12 protein-coding genes are annotated in these 19,533 nt (G+C 72.4%); 5 read left to right on the forward strand and 7 right to left on the reverse strand.

The features are described 5' to 3' along the window. Positions 1-88: 88 nt before the first annotated feature. Positions 89-3,004 carry a glycoside hydrolase family 48 protein gene (locus tag ACWGIS_RS35155; protein WP_453366570.1) on the reverse strand — a complete coding sequence of 972 codons (2,916 nt, stop codon included), beginning with the start codon at positions 3,002-3,004 and terminating at the stop codon, positions 89-91. Between the two features lie 253 nt (positions 3,005-3,257). Here ACWGIS_RS35155 and ACWGIS_RS35160 point away from each other — a divergent pair, with 253 nt between their 5' ends. From ACWGIS_RS35160 to ACWGIS_RS35170, 3 genes are all read left to right on the forward strand, one after another. Then, on the forward strand, positions 3,258-4,733 hold the full coding sequence (locus tag ACWGIS_RS35160) for a cellulose binding domain-containing protein (protein WP_453366571.1): 1,476 nt from the start codon (positions 3,258-3,260) through the stop codon (positions 4,731-4,733). Between the two features lie 10 nt (positions 4,734-4,743). Next, positions 4,744-6,453 (forward strand): glycoside hydrolase family 6 protein, encoded by a 1,710-nt coding sequence (locus tag ACWGIS_RS35165; protein ID WP_453366572.1) that lies wholly within the window; start codon positions 4,744-4,746, stop codon positions 6,451-6,453. 171 nt (positions 6,454-6,624) lie between these two features. Further along, a complete protein-coding gene (locus tag ACWGIS_RS35170; RefSeq protein ID WP_453366573.1) occupies positions 6,625-7,536 on the forward strand; it encodes a class I SAM-dependent methyltransferase in 912 nt (303 codons plus the stop codon). 189 nt (positions 7,537-7,725) lie between these two features. On the opposite strand, the gene ACWGIS_RS35175 is transcribed toward ACWGIS_RS35170, so the two are convergent. From ACWGIS_RS35175 to ACWGIS_RS35185, 3 genes are all read right to left on the reverse strand, one after another. After that, a complete protein-coding gene (locus tag ACWGIS_RS35175) occupies positions 7,726-8,517 on the reverse strand; it encodes an aldo/keto reductase (RefSeq protein WP_453366581.1) in 792 nt (263 codons plus the stop codon). 236 nt (positions 8,518-8,753) lie between these two features. Further along, positions 8,754-9,440 carry a response regulator gene (locus ACWGIS_RS35180; protein ID WP_453366574.1) on the reverse strand — a complete coding sequence of 229 codons (687 nt, stop codon included), beginning with the start codon at positions 9,438-9,440 and terminating at the stop codon, positions 8,754-8,756. A 38-nt stretch (positions 9,441-9,478) separates the two neighbouring features. Continuing rightward, positions 9,479-10,717 carry a sensor histidine kinase gene (locus ACWGIS_RS35185; RefSeq protein WP_453366575.1) on the reverse strand — a complete coding sequence of 413 codons (1,239 nt, stop codon included), beginning with the start codon at positions 10,715-10,717 and terminating at the stop codon, positions 9,479-9,481. Between the two features lie 269 nt (positions 10,718-10,986). Between ACWGIS_RS35185 and ACWGIS_RS35190 the strand changes: the two genes are divergently transcribed. Next, entirely contained in the window at positions 10,987-11,769 is a 783-nt protein-coding gene (locus tag ACWGIS_RS35190) for an ABC transporter ATP-binding protein (protein ID WP_453366576.1), read from the forward strand. Further along, positions 11,769-14,342, forward strand: coding sequence for an ABC transporter permease (locus ACWGIS_RS35195; RefSeq protein WP_453366577.1), 2,574 nt, complete (start codon positions 11,769-11,771; stop codon positions 14,340-14,342). Before ACWGIS_RS35190 ends, ACWGIS_RS35195 begins: the two co-directional genes overlap by 1 nt. A 195-nt stretch (positions 14,343-14,537) precedes the next feature. Here ACWGIS_RS35195 and ACWGIS_RS35200 read toward each other — a convergent pair whose 3' ends face one another. From ACWGIS_RS35200 to ACWGIS_RS35210, 3 genes are all read right to left on the reverse strand, one after another. Then, the gene (locus ACWGIS_RS35200; RefSeq protein ID WP_453366578.1) at positions 14,538-16,364 is read right to left on the reverse strand and encodes an AMP-dependent synthetase/ligase; all 1,827 of its coding nucleotides are present in this window, start codon (positions 16,362-16,364) and stop codon (positions 14,538-14,540) included. 662 nt (positions 16,365-17,026) lie between these two features. Then, a complete protein-coding gene (locus tag ACWGIS_RS35205; RefSeq protein ID WP_453366579.1) occupies positions 17,027-17,788 on the reverse strand; it encodes a thioesterase II family protein in 762 nt (253 codons plus the stop codon). A gap of 76 nt (positions 17,789-17,864) precedes the next feature. Further along, complete coding sequence (locus ACWGIS_RS35210; protein ID WP_453366580.1) at positions 17,865-19,361, reverse strand: FAD-dependent monooxygenase; 1,497 nt, start codon at positions 19,359-19,361, stop codon at positions 17,865-17,867. Positions 19,362-19,533 lie beyond the last annotated feature (172 nt).

The following is a 19,533-nucleotide window of genomic DNA, read 5'->3' on the forward strand; positions in this document are numbered from 1 at the left end:
GTCCCTCGGTGCGGCGAGGGACCGCCCGGCCCTGGCCCCGCCTGCCGTGGGACGGCGGGCGGGGCCTCGGTACGCGGAGCGAGCGGGGCTATTCGAGGAGCTCCGCGTACGAGCCCATGGCGAGTGCGATGTCCGCCTGGGCCCAGAACCGGTGGTACGTGAACACGGGCGCGGCGCCGCCCGCGAGATAGCTCTCGATCTTCGAAAAGGCCGGGTCGTTCTTGTAGAACGACCTGATCGACGCGAAGGTCGACGAGGAGTTGACCGTGTCCCCGTTCGGCATCTTGCCGCTCCAGCCGCTCGGGACGTACACGCCGTCGTCGAAGCGGTTGTAGTCGGCGCGGGTCTCCGGGACGGCCACACCGAGGGCGTCCTGGTTGTGCTCCCACATGCCGTCGAGCAGCGCCTTCGCCGTCGTCTTCGCCTCGGTGTCACCGGACCGGTCGGCGTAGTACGTCAAGGTCTTGGCGTAGGCGGCCGCCACCCCGACGTCGTTCGTGTAGTCGGCGACGGTGACGTGCAGCCCGCTGTTGGCGCCCGGGCTGGACGCGCTCCAGGTGTCGGGCTTCCCGGACCACTTCAGCGTGGACGGGACCTGGAAGGTGCCGTCCGGGTTGACGGTCGTCTCGGACAGGGCCCAGTCGACCCACTTGTCGAGCACGGCCTTGGCGTCCGCGTCGCCCGTCTGCTGGTAGTACTCCGCGACGCGTTCCATGGACCACGCCTGGAAGCCGAACCACTGGTTGGACGGCGGGTCGTGGTACACCGGCTTCTCGTCGTAGTACATGCCGTAGAAGGTGGGCGTCCCGGCCGGCGGGGTGGCGTACCGGCCGCCCCAGCTGTTGGTCGCGCCGCCCGCGATGGCGCCCTCGTCCGACTGCAGCCAGCGGTAGAACTCCAGCTGCCGGTCGAGCGACTTGGCCCAGTCCGCCTGCCCCGAGGCCGACTTGGGCTTCAGATCGGCGTTCGCGCTGAGGGCGTAGGCGGCCAGGGGGTTCTGGTAGCCGCCGTGAGTGTGGCTGGAGCCGATGCGCCACGCCCAGCCGGCCGAGGTGTCGGTGGCGCCGCCCCACGCGTAGTACCAGGACATCAGGTAGTGCGAGGCGTCCTTGCCGGTGCCGGCCGGGCACGCCGACGGCCCCACACAGTTGCCGATCTTCTTGAAGTACTTGTCGTACATCGAGTAGCGCAGGTAGTCGCCCATCTTGGCGGCCTTGCCGACGGTCGCCGACACCTCGCCGCTCTTGCCCTGGTCCTTGGCCCAGACGTCGGCCCAGTAGGCCGCCTGCACGGCGCGGGCGTCGGCGTCGGGGGCGTTGGTGAACTTCCACTGCTTGGCGTAGGAGGCGTCCCCGGTGAACAGGTCCAGATAGCCGTTGGGTCCGCCGTACTTGAACGCGTCGCAGGTCGGCTGCGGGACCGTCTCGAAGACGGACTCCTGCGGACCGCGCTGGAAGGTGTTGATGTACGAGGGACCGGTGGCCGTGGGGCCCGCCTCGCACTTGCCGGGTTCGTTGCCGTAGCCGTAGACGTTGTCGACGTCCTGGAGCCAGTGCATGCCGTAGACGTCGTCCGTGCCGTACGCGCTCTTCAGCTCGGCGGCGATCGGGTCCGGGCCGACCGGGACTCCGCTGTCGAGCTTGGCCGGGTACTCGTTCGGAGTGTCGTACTCGGGGGCGTACGTCGCCGGCTTGGACGCGTTGTAGAAGGAGTTCGTCGGCTGGTCGGCGTGCGTGGGGATCATGTACTTCTCCATGATCGTCCACGCGGCGTTGAACTTGGACCAGTCGCCCGTGACCTTCCCGTACATGGCCTGCAGCCAGATCAGGTAGCTGTACGCCTCCGACGTCGTCTCGTGCCCGTGGTCCGGCGCCTCGACGATCAGTGTCTCGACCGAGTGGTAGGGGATGCCCTCGGGGGAGAAGTAGCCGTTCGCCGGATCGGTGATCTTGCCGTACAGCTCCAGGAACCGGGCGTCGTACTCCTTGGCCGCGGCCAGCTGCGTCACGGTGACGGTCGCCTTGGTGTGGCCGGTCGCGGAGGCCGTGAAGGTCGCCGCACCGGTGCCCGAGGAGTCGGCGGTGACGGTCACCTTCTGTGCCGTGTTCCAGTTGGACGGTGTGAAGGTGAGCGAGGAGCCGCCCGTCACGGACAGGCCCGTGTTCCCGCCGGTGCGGGCCACGGAGACCGCGACGTTCGCACTCGGCTGCGTCGACAGCTTCACGTCGAACGTCCCGGACTTGCCCTGCTGCACGCCGAGTTGGGCGGGCGAGGCGACCACGGAGGGTCCGGAGGCCACGGTGATGCCGACCGGCGTGGAGTCCGCCGAGGCACCGAGACTGTCGTACGCCTTGGCGACCAGGGAGTGGCTGCCGGCCGCCAGCGAACTCGTGGAGAGCGTGTACGGGGAGCTGGTGTCCGTGCCCAGCAGGGTCGTGTCGTCGTAGAACTCGACCTTGCTGACGGTCGCGTTGTCCGCCGCCGCTGCGGTGGCGGCCAGCGGAACCGGGTCGCCCTGCGTGTAGACGGCTCCCGCGGTGGGGGACGTCAGCACGGTGACCGGCGGCCGGTGCGCGCCGGCACAGGTCGTTCCGTTGACGGCGAAGGAGGTCGGCGCGGTGTTCGTGCCGCTGTACGTGAACTGCGCGCCGGTGGTGACGGCGGCCCCGGCGGCGATCGTCCCGTTCCAGGAGGCGTTCTTCGCGGTGACCGACCTGCCCGACTGCGACCAGGTGCCGTTCCAGCCGTTGGTGAGCGACTGGTTGCCCGTGTAGGCGTACGTCAGGGTCCAGCCGCTGATGGCCTCGGAGCCGCGGTTGGTCAGCGTCAGATCCGCCGTGAAGCCCGAACCCCAGTCGTTGGCCTTGTAGTCGACGCTGCACTGGACAGCGGCGGCCTGTGCGGTGGTCGTGCCGGTGCCGAGCATCGTGAGCGGCAGTGCCAGGGCCGCCGCGACGGCGGTCCACATCCGCCGCGCGGTGCGGCGTGCGGGTCTGGAGTGCATGTGCTGATTCCTCCTTGCGGCTCGGAGAAGTGGGGGAGGAGCAACAAGCCTTGAACCAGTGGGAGCGCTCCCATAGTGGGGAGGGGCGTGTGGGGGGTCAAGGTGCTTGAAGAGTCGAATTGATTCGATGGACCGACCGTGCGGCCCCTCTGTTCTTCGGCGTCACTTGCCGCTACCTTCTTCGGCACCAGTGGGAGCGGTTCCATCAGTCGACGCGTCGAACACGACGTGCCCGAACTGCAAGGAGTCGCTCATGCGACACCCCCCGCGTTTGGCACTTTCAGTGGCCGGCGTCGCGGTCGCCCTCCTCGGGACCGCGATCGCGCCGGTCGTCACGGCTTCAGGAGCCGCACCCGCGTGCACGGTGGAGTACTCCGTCACCAGCCAGTGGGACACCGGCTTCCAGGGTGCCGTGCGCATCGTCAACAACAGCGCACCGGTGAGCGGTTGGACCCTCACCTTCGAGCTGTCCGACGGCCGGAAGGTCACCCAGGGCTGGAACGCCAAGTGGTCCCAGTCCGGCTCGACCGTCACCGCGTCCAACGAGAGCTGGAACGGCTCGCTGGCCACGGGAGCCGAGGTCGGCGCCGGTTTCCTCGCCTCCTCCACGGGAGGCGCCCCGGCGCCCACCGCCTTCCGGCTCAACGGCACGCTGTGCAACACGGACACGGAGCCGACACCGACTCCGTCGCCCACGCAGCCGCCGCCCTCCGGCGCGCCGCCCGCACTGCACGTCGACGGCAACAAGCTCGTCGACACCGACGGCCGCACCCGCAGGCTGCTCGGCGTCAACCGCTCCGGCGGCGAGTTCATGTGCGTGCAGGGCCGTGGCATCTTCGACGGCCCGGTCGACGACGCCTCGGTGAAGGCGATCGCCGACTGGAAGGCGAACACCGTCCGCATCCCGCTCAACGAGGAGTGCTGGCTTGGACTTTCGAACGTCGACCCCCGCTACGGAGGAGGTGACTACGTCGCCGCGGTCCAGGACCTCGTGTCCAGGGTCGAGGCGCACGGCATGACACCGGTGCTCGAACTGCACTGGTCGTACGGTCAGTACACCGGCAACTCGGCGGGCTGCTCCGACGTGCACGCCAGCTGCCAGAAACCGATGCCGGACGCCCGGTACGCACCCGCCTTCTGGGCGTCCGTGGCGAGCACCTTCAAGGACGACCCGGCGGTGGCGTTCGACCTGTTCAACGAGCCCTATCCGGACCGCGCGACGTCCACCGCCGGCCAGGCGTGGACCTGCTGGCGGGACGGCGGGACCTGCCCCGGCATCGGCTACGAGGTCGCCGGGATGCAAGATCTGGTCGACGCCGTCCGCGGCACCGGCGCCAGGAACCTCATCCTGGCCGGCGGTCTCGCGTACGCGAACGACCTGAGCCAGTGGCTGACGTACCGGCCGAGCGACCCGGCGGGCAATCTCGCCGCGGCCTGGCACGTCTACAACTTCAACTCCTGCGCGAGCGAGAGCTGCTGGAACACCACGCTCGCCCCCGTCGCCGAGCGGGTCCCGCTCGTGGCGGGCGAGATCGGCGAGAACACCTGCGCCCACTCCTTCGTCGACCGTGTCATGGCCTGGTTCGACGCGCGGGGCCAGTCCTACCTGGGCTGGACCTGGAACACCTGGGACTGCTCCTCCGGCCCCTCCCTGATCACCGACTACGACGGGACACCCACGTCCTACGGCACCGGGCTGCGCGACCACCTGCGCTCCCTCAACGGATAGGAACCCGCACATGAGCCGTACAAGAACAGCTTTACTGGCGGCACTCGCCCTGGTCGCCGGCGGTTCGGGCACCGCACTGGCGGCCGTCCCCGGGGACATCGGCCCCGCCGCCGTCCCCTGCACCGTCGACTACAAGGTGCAGAACCAGTGGGACACCGGCTTCACCGCCGCCGTGACGGTCACCAACCACAGCGCCGCCAAGTCCTCCTGGGCCGTGAAGTGGTCGTACGCCGGCAACCAGAAGGTCACCTCCGGCTGGAACGCCAAGCTCAGCCAGAGCGGCACGGCCGTCACCGCGGCCAACGAGAGCTACAACGGCACGCTGGCCAACGGCGGTTCGGTCAGCTTCGGCTTCAACGCCTCGTACAGCGGCAGCAACGCGCTGCCCGCCGCCTTCACCCTCGACGGCGTCACCTGCAACGTGGACGGCGGGGGCGGCACGGATCCCGGCCCGGGTCCCGAGCCGTCGGGGCGCGCCGACAACCCGTACGCCGGTGCCAAGGTGTACGTGAACCCGGAGTGGGCGGCGAAGGCCGCCGCCGAGCCCGGGGGCAGCCGCATCTCCAACCAGCCGACCGGTGTCTGGCTCGACCGGATCGCCGCCATCGGGGGAACCGGCGGCGGCATGGGGCTGCGGGACCACCTCGACGAGGCCCTGAAGCAGAAGGGCTCCGGCGAACTGGTCGTCCAGCTGGTCATCTACAACCTGCCCGGCCGGGACTGCGCCGCCCTCGCCTCCAACGGCGAACTCGGCCCGACCGAGATCGACAAGTACAAGACGCAGTACATCGACCCGATCGCGGCGATCCTCAAGGACGGCAAGTACGCGGGACTGCGGATCGTCACCACCGTCGAGATCGACTCGCTGCCCAACCTGGTCACGAACGTCACGCCGCGGGCCACCGCCACCCCCAACTGCGACACCATGAAGGCGAACGGCAACTACATCAAGGGCGTCGGCTACGCGCTGAACAAGCTCGGTGACGTGCCCAACGTCTACAACTACGTGGACGCCGGACACCACGGCTGGCTCGGCTGGGACGACAACTTCGGCCCGTCCGCCGACCTCTTCAAGCAGGCCGCCACCGCCGAGGGCGCCACGGTCGCCGACGTGCACGGCTTCATCGTCAACACCGCCAACTACAGCGCCCTCAAGGAGAACCACTTCACGGTCAACGACACCGTGAACGGGGCCTCGGTCCGCACGTCGAAGTGGATCGACTGGAACCGCTACGTCGACGAGCTGTCGTACGCGCAGGCCATGCGCAACCAACTGGTCTCGATCGGCTTCGACTCCAAGCTCGGCATGCTGATCGACACCTCCCGCAACGGCTGGGGCGGCACCGCCCGGCCCACCGGACCCGGCGCGACGACCAGCGTGGACACCTACGTCAACGGCGGCCGCTACGACCGGCGCATCCATCTCGGCAACTGGTGCAACCAGGCGGGCGCGGGCCTCGGCGAACGGCCCCAGGCGGCACCGGCGGCCGGCATCGACGCCTACGTGTGGATGAAGCCCCCGGGGGAGTCCGACGGTTCCAGCACCGCCATCGACAACGACGAGGGCAAGGGCTTCGACCGGATGTGCGACCCGACGTACACCGGCAACCCGCGGAACAACAACAACATGTCCGGCGCGCTGCCGAACGCCCCGGTGTCGGGTCACTGGTTCTCGGCACAGTTCCAGGAGCTCATGAAGAACGCGTACCCGGCGCTGTAGTCACCGGGTGAACGGGTCCGCCGGGAGCCGGCCGCGTGTCCCGCGCGGCCCGGCCCCTGGCGGACCGCCTCTCTGCCGGGCATCGGCACCATCTCGTCCACTCCGACGCGTTTTTTGCCGTTGGCGCAACACGACTGGCCGTTTCCGGGAGTGGCGGAGCACGCTGTCCCCATGCCGAACGAGACGCGCGCACACCTGGCACACGCCCACCACCACGCCGGACCGTCCGGCCACGACCACACCTCGACGGACTTCGACGAGCTGCTGCCCCTGCTGGAGCGGGAGGCGGAACTCTTCACGCCCCTCTACGCGAGCGCCGCCGCCTGGCTGCGGGAGATGCAGCCCGAACCCGGGCTCGTCGTGGACGCGGGCAGCGGCCCCGGGGTCATCTCGTGCCTGCTCGCCGAGACCTTCCCGCGCGCGCGTGTCGTCGCCGTCGACAGTGCGCGGGCGCTCCTCGACCGGGCCGGGGCCCGCGCCGCCGACCGGGGCCTCACCGACCGCTTCAGCACCCTGCGGGCCGACCTCGCCGACGGACTCGGCGAGCTGGAGTACCCGGCCGACCTCTTGTGGGCGAGCCGGTCCCTGCACCACGTGGGCGACCAGCGGGCCGCCCTCGCCGGATTCGCGGAAAGCCTCGCCCCCGGCGGCACCCTCGCCCTGCTGGAGGGCGGACTGGCCCCGCGCTTCCTGCCCCGCGCCATCGGCGTCGGCCGCCCGGGACTGCAAGCACGGATGGACGCCGTGCACGAGCACGGGTTCGAGGAGATGCGCGGGGAGCTACCCGGCGCGGTGGCCGAGACGGAGGACTGGCCCGCGCTGCTCACCGCCGTGGGCCTGCGGCACGTGGCGACGCGCACCTTCCTGCTCGACCTTCCCGCGCCGCTGTCCGAGGAGGGCCGCGCCTACGTCGCCGCCTCGCTGGCCCGCCGCCGGGAGGGCCTCGCCGGCGGTCTCGGCGCCGAGGACCTGGCGACCCTGGACCGGCTCCTCGACCCGGACGACCAGGCGAGCGTCCACCACCGCCCGGACCTGTTCCTGCTGACGGCGCAGACCGTGCACGTCGGGGTGAAGGCGGCCTGACGGCACCGGACGCCCGGACACCGGTCGCGCTCCGTGAACGGCGTGACCGTCCGGTCCGGTGGCCGTCCGCCGGTGCCCGGACAACGCGGCGGGCGGGCGCCCCGGCGATGAAGCCGGGGTGCCCGCCCGAGGTGTTCCGCTCACGGGGCGCCGGGTGAGGTCCCGTCGTCCGTCAGGACGTGCCGTCTCTCAGACGACGTCGAAGGAGGCCGGGTCGGGGCCGATGCGGCGGCTCTCGTCGAGCGCGCTGATCGCCGCCATGTCCTCGGCGTCCAGCTCGAAGTCGAAGACCTCGATGTTCTCCCGGATGCGCGACGGGGTCACGGACTTGGGGATGACGACGTTGCCGAGCTGGAGGTGCCAGCGCAGCACGATCTGGGCCGGCGTGCGCTCGTGCTTGCGGGCGATGGCCACGATCGCCGGGACCTCCAGCAGGCCCTTGCCCTGGCCGAGCGGGGACCAGGCCTCCGTGGCGATGCCGTGCTGGGAGTGGTACTCCCGCGACTCGCCCTGCTGGAGGTGCGGGTGCAGCTCGATCTGGTTGACGGCCGGGACGACGGACGTCTCGCCGATCAGCTTGTCCAGGTGCTCCGGAAGGAAGTTGGAGACACCGATGGCCTTGGCGCGGCCGTCCGCGTGGATCTTCTCGAAGGCCTTGTACGTGTCGACGTAGGTGCCCCGGGACGGCAGCGGCCAGTGGATCAGGTACAGGTCCACGTAGTCGAGGCCGAGCTTCTCCAGGGACGTGTCGAAGGCACGCAGGGTGGAGTCGTACCCCTGGTCGCTGTTCCAGAGCTTGGTGGTGACGAAGAGGTCCGCACGCGGGACGCCGGCGGAGGCGATCGCCTTGCCCGTGCCCTCCTCGTTGCCGTAGATCGCCGCGGTGTCGATGCTGCGGTACCCGGCCTCCAGCGCCGTGGTGACGGCCTGCTCCGCCTCGTCGTCCGGGACCTGCCAGACGCCGAAGCCCAGCTGCGGCATCTCGACACCGTTGTTCAGGATGATCGGGGGGACCTTGCTCACGAGCTCTCGATCCTTCAGTTCGTCGGGTGGTACTCCCATCGTCAACGATCACAGCGCGTGATGCATTCCTGAGCGCCCAAAACGCTCGGGGATGAGCGATGAGAACCGGATATTGGCCGGAAATGGCTCCGAAGAGGTGGGGGCGCGGCACGCGACCCGCCCGAAACGCCCGTCGGCGAGCGGGCGCGGGCCGCTCAGCGGGGATCGGCCGGGCGGACCGTACGAGGGGCCACCAGCCCGCAGTCGTACGCCAGGACCACGGCCTGCACCCGGTCGCGCAGCCGGAACTTCTCCAGGATGTGCGCGACATGGCTCTTCACGGTCGTCTCCCCGATACCGAGGTCCTGGCCGATCTCCGCGTTCGACAGCCCCCGGGCCAGGGCGCGCAGCACGTCCAGCTCGCGCGCCGTCAGCACGTCGAGCCGCGGCGGCACCGCGGGCGCCGTGTCCGAGGGCATGCCGGCGAAGCGGTCCAGGAGCCGGCGGGTGACGCGGGGAGCGAGCACGGCGTCGCCGGTGGACACCGTGCGGATCGACTCCACCAGGGAGTCCGCCGGTCCGTCCTTCACCAGGAAGCCGCTCGCCCCGGCCCGCAGCGCGTCCACGACGTGGGCGTCCAGGTCGAAGGTGGTGAGGATGATGACGTGGGTGGACGGGTTGTCGCGGACGATGAGGCCGGTGGCCTCCACCCCGTCCATGTGCGGCATCCGGATGTCCATGAGGACGACGTCGGGGGAGTGCCGCGCGGTCTCGGCGACGGCTTCCCGGCCGTCGGCCGCCTCCGCGACGACCTCGATGTCCCCCTCGGCCTCCAGGATGAGCCGGAAGCCCGTCCGGATCATGGGCTGGTCGTCGGCCAGCAGAACGGTGATGGGGCGCATACGGTTCGGTTCCTCCGTCGGGGTGCTGCCGTGCCGGATCACTGCAGTTCGAGTACGGCGTGCACGCAGAAGCCGCCGCCGGGCCGCAGCCCGGTGTGCAGGGTGCCGCCCACGGCGGCGATCCGCTCCCGCATGCCGACCAGCCCGTGCCCGGTCCCCTGGGCGGTCGCCGCGGGGATCCGGACGGGCGGCGAGGCGTCGGTCCGGCCGTCGTCGCAGATCCGCAGGGTGAGCCGCCGCGGCCCGTCCTCCCAGGCGAGACGCACCCGGGCGCGGGTGGAGCCGGCGTGCTTCAGGGTGTTCGTCAGCGCCTCCTGCACGACCCGGTAGGCCGTCAGATGGGTGCCGGCCGGCAGGGGGACCGCCGACCCCGTCGTCCCGTAGTCGACGTCGAGGCCGGCGGCGCGCACCGACTCGATCAGGGAGGGGAGCGCGTCGACGGTCGGCTGCGGCGGCTCCTTGGAGGGGTCGGCGCCGGCCTCCTCGTCGGTGCGCAGGACGTCCAGCAGGCGCCGCAGCTCGGTGACGGTGGCCCGGCCGGTCTGCTCGACGGCCGCGTGCAGTTCGTGCGCCTTCGCCGGCGTGCGGTCCTGCACCCGGTCCGCGGCGATCGTCTGCACGACCATCAGGCTCACGTTGTGGGCGACGATGTCGTGCAGCTCGCGGGCGATGCGGGCCCGCTCGTGCATCACCGCCGCCCGGGCGTTGGCGGCCTGCTCCCGCTCCAGCGCGGCCGCGCGCTCCACGGCCTCGTCCCGGATCGCGGCCCGCGCCCGCGCGAGGCGGCCCAGCGCCCAGGCGGCCAGCAGGAGCACGGCCACGGTCAGGAACGCGGTGATCCGGTGCCCCGCGGGCGCGAGCAGCGCCTCCAGCAGGGAGTCGAGCGGGATGAACACCGCCGCCACCAGGGTGGTGACCCGGGGGCCGAGGCGCGCGGCGGTGAGGAACACGGCCGTCGCCACGGCCAGGTACGTGGGTCCGATCGACGTGCCGTCCGGTCCCGCGAGATGAGGCACGTACTCCAGCGCCTGGAGCGTGCTCGCCGCCGACGCCGTCACCAGCAGACCCGCCAGGGGCAGCCTGCGGTGCACGGTGAACGGCAGCGCCGTCAGCAGCACGAGGACGAGCCACCAGGCGTCCGGGGACCGCAGGTGGGGACCGTCCGCGGGAATCAGCGCGGGCAGCGCGAGGCAGCCGCCCGCGGCCAGGACGGCCAGCCCCGTGTCGGCCAGCGCGGCCGGCAGGCCGCCTCCGGCCGGGGAGCTCATCGCTTTCATGCCTCCACATTAAGGCGGCGCACCGTCCGGCCGGCCGTCCCCAGGGTGGAGCCGCCCCCGCCCCGCTCCTCCCTGGTACCCCCTCCCCAAGGAGGAGACGGCCCCCGTCGGCCGGGGCGGCTCCCCGGGGCACCTCCTCCCGGCGGCCGAGCCCGCCCGCCCCCCTCCGCCGCCCGGCGGAGGCGCCGGTTCGACACGGGGACGGAGGCCGCGGCGCTCTCCGGGCGATGGACTCGGAGTACCACCCACCCCCACCCAGCGAGGACCCCATGCTCGGAGCACGCACCCGCAGGACAACGGCGCCCGCCCCCCTCGAGACGACCGGCAGCGCCGTACGACTGACCCGCGTGACCAAGCGCTACGGGCACGGCGACTCGTCGGCCGTCGCCCTGGACGACGTCAGCACCGGGATACCCCCCGGGACCTTCACGGCCGTCATGGGGCCCTCCGGCTCGGGCAAGAGCACCTTCCTGCACTGCGCCGCCGGACTCGACCGGCCCACGTCCGGCACCGTGCAGCTCAACGGACAGGACCTCGGGGAACTCGACGAGACCCGGCTGACCGAGTACCGCAGGACCCGCGTCGGCTTCGTCTTCCAGGCGTTCAACCTGCTGCCCTCCCTCACGGTCGAGCAGAACATCACCCTGCCCCTGAGGCTGGCCGGGACCGCCGCCGACAGCGCTTCGCTGCGGAGCGTCACGGACGGGGTCGGCCTCACCGGCCTGCTGCGCCGCCGGCCCGCCGAACTCTCCGGAGGACAGCAGCAGCGGGTGGCGATCGCCCGGGCGCTGATCACCCGGCCCGAGGTCGTCTTCGCCGACGAGCCCACCGGCGCCCTGGACCCCGACACCGCGCAGGACATCCTGCTCCTCCTCCGCCAGGCGGTCACCGACCTGCACCAGACCGTCGTCATGGTCACCCACGACCCGGTGGCGGCCCAGCACACCGACCGCGCCGTCCTGCTGTCCGCCGGACGCGTGGTGCGCCACCTCGACCACCCCACCGCGGACCAGGTCAGGGACGCCATGTCCGAACTGCGGAGGACCCGCTGATGCTGCGCCTCGCCCTCGCGACCCTGCGCGCCCGCAAGGGTGCCTTCGCCGCGAGCTTCATCGCCCTCATGCTGGCCGCGGCCGTCGTCAGCGCCTGTGGTGTGCTGCTGGAGTCCGGCCTGCGGTCCGGCCAGCCGCCGGAGCGCTACGGGAAGGCGTCGCTGATCGTCGCCGGCCGGCAGCGCGCGGAACTCGACGTGAAGTCCGCCGACGGCTCCACCTACCGCAGCTCCCGGCCGCTGTCGGAGCGGCTCCGCCTGCCCGCCTCCCTCGGTGACGACCTCGCCGCCGTGGACGGCGTCGCGTCCGTGACGGCGGACCGGGGCACCACGGTCCGGCTGCTCGACGGCGACCGGACCGTCGGCGGACGCAACGGCGCGTCGCCCCGGCTGCACAACTGGGACGGCCTGCCGCTCGGCGGCTTCCGCCTCGCCTCGGGCCGCCCGCCGCACGGCGCCCGCGAGGTCGTCCTGGACTCCGACCTCGCCGCCCGCAGCGGCCTGCGGGCCGGCTCCTCCGTACGGCTCATGACGTCCGGCACCCCGGTCGCCTTCCACGTGTCCGGGCTCGTCACCCTGGACGGCGGCCGGACCCCGCGCCAGTCGGTGCTGTTCGCCGCCGACCCCGCGCTGCACCGGCTGGACCCCGGCACCGCCCGCCAGGCGGACGCCTTCGGGGTGGTCACCGCCGCCGGTGTCCCGCCGTCCCGGGTCGCCGCGCGGATCGAGCGCGCGCTGACCGGCCGGTCCGTCTCCGTGTACGCCGGTGACGACCGCGGCCGGGCCGAGTTCACCGACCTGGCCGTCGGCGCGGCGAACGTGGTCGAGCTGGCGACCGGCATCGGCGGGAACGTCCTGCTGGTGGCCGTCTTCGTGCTGTGCGCCACCACCTCCCTGGCGCTCCGCCACCGCCGCCGGGAACTCGCGCTGCTGCGGGCGATCGGCACCACACCGCGCCAGCTGCACCGCATGATCGCCGCGGAGTCGGCGACGGCGGGCCTGGTCGCGGGTGTCCTCGGCTGCCCGCTGGGGGTGGGCGTCGTGCACTGGCTCAGTGCGCAGTTCGCCGGCCGGGGCATCGTGCCGCCGGACTTCCGGCCCGTGATCGGGCCGCTGCCGTTCCTGGCCGCCGTCGCCGCGACGACGGCCACCGCCGTGACGGCCGGCTTCGTCGCCTCCCGGCGGGCGGCCCGCGTCCGCCCGACCGAGGCGCTGGGGGAGGCGGCGGTCGAACCCGCCCGCCTCGGCCGCGGGCGCACCGTCACCGGCGGTGCGCTCCTGGTCCTGGCCGTGGCCGTGCTCGGTCTGGGTCTCGGGTACCGGGCCGACTTCCTGACCCTGGTCGGACTGGCGAACTCCCTGGTGCTGCTCCTCGCCGTCACCGTCGCCGTGCTCGGCCCGCTGCTCACCCGCACCGCGGTCCGGCTGCTCACGCCGCTGCTGCACCGGACCGGTGTCGCCGGCCGGCTCGCCGCGGCCAACTCCCGCAGCGCGGCGGCCCGGACGGCCGGCGCCGTCACTCCGCTCGTCCTGGCCGTCTCCTTCGCGGCGACGGTGGTGTTCACCCAGACCACGCAGCTGGACGAGGCGGCCGAGCAGGTCCGCTCCGGCACCGTCGCCGACCGCGTCCTGACCGCACCCTCCGGCGTGTCCCCCCAACTGGCGCGGGAGGCAGCGGAGTTGCCCGGCGTGAAGGCCGCGACGGGGGTGGTGCGCTCCAAGGTCGTCGGCGTGGGCTCGATGCTCGGGGAGCAGGAGACCGTGTCGCTGAGCGCGCAGGGCGTCGAGCCCCGGGCGCTGGCCGGCACGCTCGACCTCGACGCACGCGAGGGCGACCTGTCCGCCCTCGCCCCGGACACGGTGGCCCTCAGTACGACCGCGGCGTCGTGGCTGGGGCTGGACGTCGGCGACCGCGCGCACCTGCGCCTCGGGGACGGCACGGCGTTCGAGGGGAAGGTGATCGCCCTCTACGGCAGGGGGTCCGGTTTCGCCGACCTCACCTTCGACCACGACCTGCTGCTGTCCCACACCACGGACGGCGTGGACCAGTCCGTCCTGGTCCGCTCGGCGCCGGGCGCCACCGACACGGGACGCCGGCTCACCGCGCTCGCCCAGAACTACCCGGGCACGGTCCTCGGCGACGCCCTCGGGGCGGGCGACCAGGTCGAGGAGCAGCGGGCGACGGCCTGGGTGAACTACGTGGTGGTCGGCCTGATCATCGGCTACACGGCCATCACCGTCGTGAACACCCAGGCCATGAACACCCTTGTCCGCAGGCGTGAGTTCGCCCTGCTCAGGCTGACCGGCGCGACCCGTTCGCAGGTGCTCGGCATGATGCGCGGGGAGAGCCTGACGGTGGTCGCCGTCGGCGCCGTGGTGGGCGTCCTGGCGTCCGTGCCGCCCCTGGCGCTCGTCGCGACGGCGCTGACCGGCGGACCGCTGCCGACGGCGCCGGTCCTGGGCTGGGTGGCCGTGCTCGGCTCCACGGCGGTGCTGACGGTGGCCGGGACGATGCTCCCCGCGCGCCTCATGCTGCGGGCGCGTCCGGCGGACGCGATCGGCGCCAGGGAGTAGGAGCGAGGCCCGGGGCGTGCGCGGTGGTACGAGGCCGCCGCCCCCGTGGCACCGGGGCGTGCGGGACGGTACGAGCCGCCCGCGCGCCGCCCGCCGAGCCGGGGAGCGGAACGACGGACGGGAGGAAGCAGGCCCGGGAACGGTGGCCGTCCTCCGGCGAAGGGCCGGGACCGCCCGGCACCCACCCCGCCCGCGTCAGGCCCGGTACAGCGCCTCGACCTCGGAGAGGTACGCCTTCTCGATGGCCTTCCGCTTCAACTTGAGGGAAGGCGTCAGCAGGCCCTGCTCCTCGGTGAACTGGTGGGCCAGTATCCGGAAGGTACGGATGGACTCCGCCTGCGAGACCAGCGTGTTGGCGGCGACCACCGCGCGCCGCACCTCGGTCTCCAGATCGGCGTCGCGCACCAGCTCCGACGGGGTCATCTGCTGCTTGCCGCGCATCTGGAGCCAGTGCTCGACGGCCTCCGAGTCGAGGGTGACGAGCGCGGCGATGTACGGCCGGTCGTTGCCGACGACGATGCACTGGGCGACCAGCGGATGGTCGCGCACCCGCTCCTCCAGGACCCCGGGCGAGACGCTCTTGCCGCCGGAGGTCACCAGGATCTCCTTCTTGCGGCCGGTGATCGTCAGATAGCCGTCCTCGTCGAGGGAGCCGAGGTCGCCGGTGGCCAGCCAGCCGTCGTGCAGGGTGGCGTCGGTGGCCTTGGTGTCGTTCAGATAGCCCTGGAACACGTTGCCGCCCCGCAGCCAGATCTCCCCGTCGTCCGCGATGTGCACGGTGGTGCCCGGGATGGCCTGCCCCACGGTGCCGAACCGGGTGCGCTCGGGCGGGTTGGCGGTGGCCGCCGCCGTGGACTCGGTGAGCCCGTAGCCCTCGTAGATCGTGACGCCGGCACCGGCGAAGAACAGGCCGAGCCTGCGGTCCATCGCCGAGCCGCCCGACATGGCGTGCCTGACCCGGCCGCCCATCGCCGCGCGCACCTTGGCGTACACGAGCTTGTCGAAGACCTGGTGCTGCATCCGCAGGGCGGCGGACGGGCCCGGGCCGATGCCCCAGGCCTTCGCCTCGATCGCGTCGGCGTAGCGGACGGCGATGTCGACGGCCTTCTCGAAGGCGCCCGCCCGGCCCTCCTTCTCCGCCTTGCGGCGGGCCGCGTTGAAGACCTTCTCGAAGATGTACGGCACCGCGAGGAAGAAGGTCGGCCGGAAGGCGGCGAGGTCGGGCAGCAGGGCCGCCGCGTTGAGCTGCGGCTGGTGTCCGAACCTGACCCGGCCCCGGACCGCGGCGACCTGCACCATCCGACCGAAGACGTGCGCGAGCGGCAGGAACAGCAGCGTGGCCGCCTCGTCGCCTCGCCGGGAGTGGAAGACGGGCTCCCACCGGTCGATGACGGTGTCCGCCTCGAACATGAAGTTGGCGTGGGTGAGCACGCAGCCCTTGGGACGGCCGGTGGTGCCCGAGGTGTAGATGACGGTGGCGACCGACTCGGGGGTGACCGCGCGCCGGTGCCGGTGCACCACCTCGTCGTCGAGGTGCGCGCCGGCCTCGTACAGCTCCTGCACGGCGCCCGCGTCGAGCTGCCACAGCTTGTGCAGCTGCGGCAGCCGGTCCACGACGGTGGCGATCGTCATCGCGTGGTCCTCGTGCTCGACCATGACGGCCGCGACCTGCGCGTCGTGCAGCATCCAGAAGACCTGCTCGGCTGACGAGGTCGGGTAGACGGGCACGACCTGGGCGCCGACCGTCCACAGCGCGTAGTCGAAGAGCGTCCACTCGTACCGGGTGCGGCACATGATCGCGACGCGGTCGCCGAACCGGACGCCTTGGGCGAGGAGTCCCTTGGCGAGGGCCAGCACCTCGTCGCGGAACTCGGCGGCGGTCACGTCACGCCACTGCCCCTGCTCGTCCTTGCGGCCGAGGGCGACGCGCAGCGGGTCCTCCAAGGCATGGTCGAACACGACGTCGGCCAGACCGCCCACCGGCGGCGGCGACGCCGGCGGAGGGTTGGTGAACTCGCGCAAACCCGCTCCTTGTGGCGCTCGGCACAGCGCCGTGAAAGCTACCCCACCCCGGCAGCGGGCGGGAGGGGGGCCGAGGAGCGGGAGGACGCGCCGTACGCACAGGTCAGTCGAGGAAATGCGCGCACATGGGGAAGAGGGCGGACAGATTACTTACGCCTCGGTAAGTTTCGGTGGCGTAATCTCCACGGAATCTGTACGACCCGATCACCGGGCTCGCCGCCCGGCGTCCCGGCCGCGGAATCAGGGGTTCCGAGCGCCCCGAATACCGTCGTCCGACGGTGGCGGAACCACTGAAGCCCAGGTCAGCGCCGTGCCCCGGGGTTGCCGTGGCCGCGCGTCCCGACCCCTCGGACCGGCCCGGCGCGGGAGGCCGCGTCCGCGCGCACAGCGGTATCAGCGCCACCGCGGCCACGGCCGTTACACCGGCCGCGCGCACGGCCGTCCACCGGCCGCGACCGGGCCGTCACACCGGCCGCGGCTACGGCTGTCCACCGGCCGTTGACCACGACGGTCCACCGGCCGCGTCCACGGCTGTCACACCGGCAGTGTCCGCGGCTGTCACACCGGCCGTCGCGACGGTCGCGACCGACGTCCGGCAGGCCCCGCCAAGAACGTGGGCGGGGCCTGCCGTGTGTTCCGTACCCGTCGGCCCGGCGGGCGGGTCAGGACGTGGCCGCCCCGGTGAGCAGCCCCTCGGTGAGGGCGGCGGCGACCTCCGCGAGGTGGTCGAAGAGGTAGAAGTGACCGCCCGGAAAGACCTTCAGGTCGAACGCGCCGGTGGTGTGCGCGGCCCACGTCCGGGCCTGCCGCTCGCTCACCATCGGGTCGCTGTCCCCGATCAGGGCCGTCACCGGGGCGGTGATCGGCTCCCCGGCCTGCCACTGGTAGGTGCCGAGGGCCCCGTAGTCGGCCCGCAGCGCAGGCATCACCAGTTCCAGGATGTCGGGGTCCTCCAGCATGGCCTGGTCGGTGCCGCCGAGCCTGCGCACGTCGGCCAGCACGTCGGCGTCGTCGTAGAGGTGGTAGGGGATGTCGTTGGGGGTGTCCGGCGCGCCCCGGCCGGAGACGAACAGCCGCTGGGGGCCCGGGAGTCCGTCCCGGGCGAGCAGCCGCGCGGTCTCGAACGCGACGAGCGAGCCCATGCTGTGACCGAACAGGGCGTACGGCCGCGCGCCGCCCGCGGCCAGTTCGCCGGCCAGCTCCTCGGCGACCGCCTCGGCGAGCGCGGTGAGGGCGGTGAACGGCTCCTCGCGGTAGCGGTCCTGGCGCCCGGGGTACTGCACGGACACCACGTCGACGTGCCCCGGCAGGGCGTGCGGCAGGTCCTTGAAGGCCGTCGCGGAGCCCCCCGCGTGCGGGAAGCACACGAGCCGCGGCCCGTGTCCCGTGGCCGTGGCGAAGCGTCGGAACCACGTGCTGGTCACTGTCGGTGCATCCCTTCGTAGGGGCCGGGCGAGCGGCGCCCGTGCCCCGGGCCGGCGGTCGGTCTCGGAGGTGGTCTCATCCCTGCAGCGGCGGCCCGAACCAGGTGGCCAGCGCCGTACGCAGTCCGGAGGTGTCGGGTACGCCCCCGGCGGCCGCCCAGGCGACGTGGCCGTCGGGCCGGATCAGGAGCGCGTCGGGAGCGGGCACGTCACCGACCGCCGGGACGGGCCAGTGCTCGTCCGCGCTGCGCGCCTCGATCAGGTCGATACGGTCGGCCCAGCCCTTCGCGGCCACGGCGACCTCGGTGCTGCCGCGCAGGTCCAGCAGGACGGGGCGGGCGGCGTGCAGCAGCTCATGCACCCCCTCGGCGCCCTCGTACCCATCGAGGTCGGCGTCCGGCGCCCTGCGTCCCGCCAGCGGATGCCCGCTGTCCATCGGGTAGCGCAGGTCCAGCGCCGTCAGAAGGTGACGCAGGTACTGGTTGACGTCGTCGAACACCATCAGGGCGCTGAACACCTCGCGCAGCGCGTCCGTCTGCGGGCCGGGCCGCACCAGCGCCGACTGCGCCCGCGTGTTGTGCAGCACGCGCTCCCCGACGGGGTGCCGTTCGGCGTGATAGGTGTCCAGCAGGCTTTCCGGGGCCTGACCGCTCACCACCGAGGCGAGCTTCCAGCCGAGGTTGACCGCGTCCTGCACACCCATGTTCAGTCCCTGCCCGCCGGCCGGGAAGTGGATGTGCGCCGCGTCGCCCGCGAGCAGCACCCGGCCCGACCGGTACCGGTCGGCCTGGCGTGCGGCGTCGCTGAACCGGGAGACCCAACGGGGGTTGCGCATCCCGAAGTCGCTGCCCGCGACCCGTACCAGGGACTCCCGCAACTGGTCGAAGGTGGCGGGCTCGTCGCGGCCCGCGACCCGGTCGAACTCGGACGTGATCACCCGGTACCAGCCCGGCTCGAAGGCGATCGCCGAGTAGTCACCGCCGGGAGTGCGCCGCACCCACACGTACTCCTCGGGCAGCTCGGGCAGTTCCACGTCGCCGATCAGCGCGGTCATCGTCGCCTCGGTGCCCGGGAAACCGATGCCGGCCAGCTTGCGCACGGTGCTGCGCCCGCCGTCGCAGCCCACCAGATAGCGGGCCCGCAGCGTGTCGGGCCCGTGCGCGGTGTCCAGTTCGGCGCTCACGCCGCTCTCGTCCTGCCGGAGCGCGCCCACCTCGCAGGACCGGCGCACCCGTACGCCGAGTTCCTCCGCCCGCTCCTCCAGGAGCCGCTCGATGGCGGACTGCAGGATCATCAGCGGATAGGGGTGCCGGGACTCGGACTCGTCGAAGTCGAGGTAGAGGCCGGAGAAGTGGCCCACCGGCTGCAGGGAGCCCTCGGCGAGGAAACGGTCGAGGATGCCCCGCTGGTCCAGCACCTCCAGGGTGCGGGAGTGGATCCCGCCGGCCCGTGACTCGCCCGACCGCTCGGCGAGCCGCTCGACCACCACCACGTCGGCACCGCCCAGCCGCAGTTCGCAGGCGAGCATCAGGCCCGTGGGCCCGGCGCCCGCGATCACCACATCCGTGTCCATGCCGGCGTGTCCCACGTCGTCCCCCTCTGTCACGCTGCGCCCGTCACGTCGTCACCTCCACGGTCACGCAGGCGCGGCGGCGGTTCAAGACACTCCGGCCCCGTGGAGGCGCACACGACCCGCGGACTTGTCCTGTCCCGCCGGCGGGACAGGACCTGTCTCTTATACACAT

The organism is Streptomyces sp. NPDC054842 (assembly GCF_053611025.1).

What these genes read in the sequence shown, in the direction of transcription:
- ACWGIS_RS35155 (WP_453366570.1), bottom strand. Translation starts at nt 3,004, where the DNA reads ATGCACTCCAGACCCGCACGCCGCACCGCGCGGCGGATGTGGACCGCC.
- ACWGIS_RS35160 (WP_453366571.1), top strand. Translation starts at nt 3,258, where the DNA reads ATGCGACACCCCCCGCGTTTGGCACTTTCAGTGGCCGGCGTCGCGGTC.
- ACWGIS_RS35165 (WP_453366572.1), top strand. Translation starts at nt 4,744, where the DNA reads ATGAGCCGTACAAGAACAGCTTTACTGGCGGCACTCGCCCTGGTCGCC.
- ACWGIS_RS35170 (WP_453366573.1), top strand. Translation starts at nt 6,625, where the DNA reads ATGCCGAACGAGACGCGCGCACACCTGGCACACGCCCACCACCACGCC.
- ACWGIS_RS35175 (WP_453366581.1), bottom strand. Translation starts at nt 8,517, where the DNA reads ATGCCGCAGCTGGGCTTCGGCGTCTGGCAGGTCCCGGACGACGAGGCG.
- ACWGIS_RS35180 (WP_453366574.1), bottom strand. Translation starts at nt 9,440, where the DNA reads ATGCGCCCCATCACCGTTCTGCTGGCCGACGACCAGCCCATGATCCGG.
- ACWGIS_RS35185 (WP_453366575.1), bottom strand. Translation starts at nt 10,717, where the DNA reads ATGAAAGCGATGAGCTCCCCGGCCGGAGGCGGCCTGCCGGCCGCGCTG.
- ACWGIS_RS35190 (WP_453366576.1), top strand. Translation starts at nt 10,987, where the DNA reads ATGCTCGGAGCACGCACCCGCAGGACAACGGCGCCCGCCCCCCTCGAG.
- ACWGIS_RS35195 (WP_453366577.1), top strand. Translation starts at nt 11,769, where the DNA reads ATGCTGCGCCTCGCCCTCGCGACCCTGCGCGCCCGCAAGGGTGCCTTC.
- ACWGIS_RS35210 (WP_453366580.1), bottom strand. Translation starts at nt 19,361, where the DNA reads ATGGACACGGATGTGGTGATCGCGGGCGCCGGGCCCACGGGCCTGATG.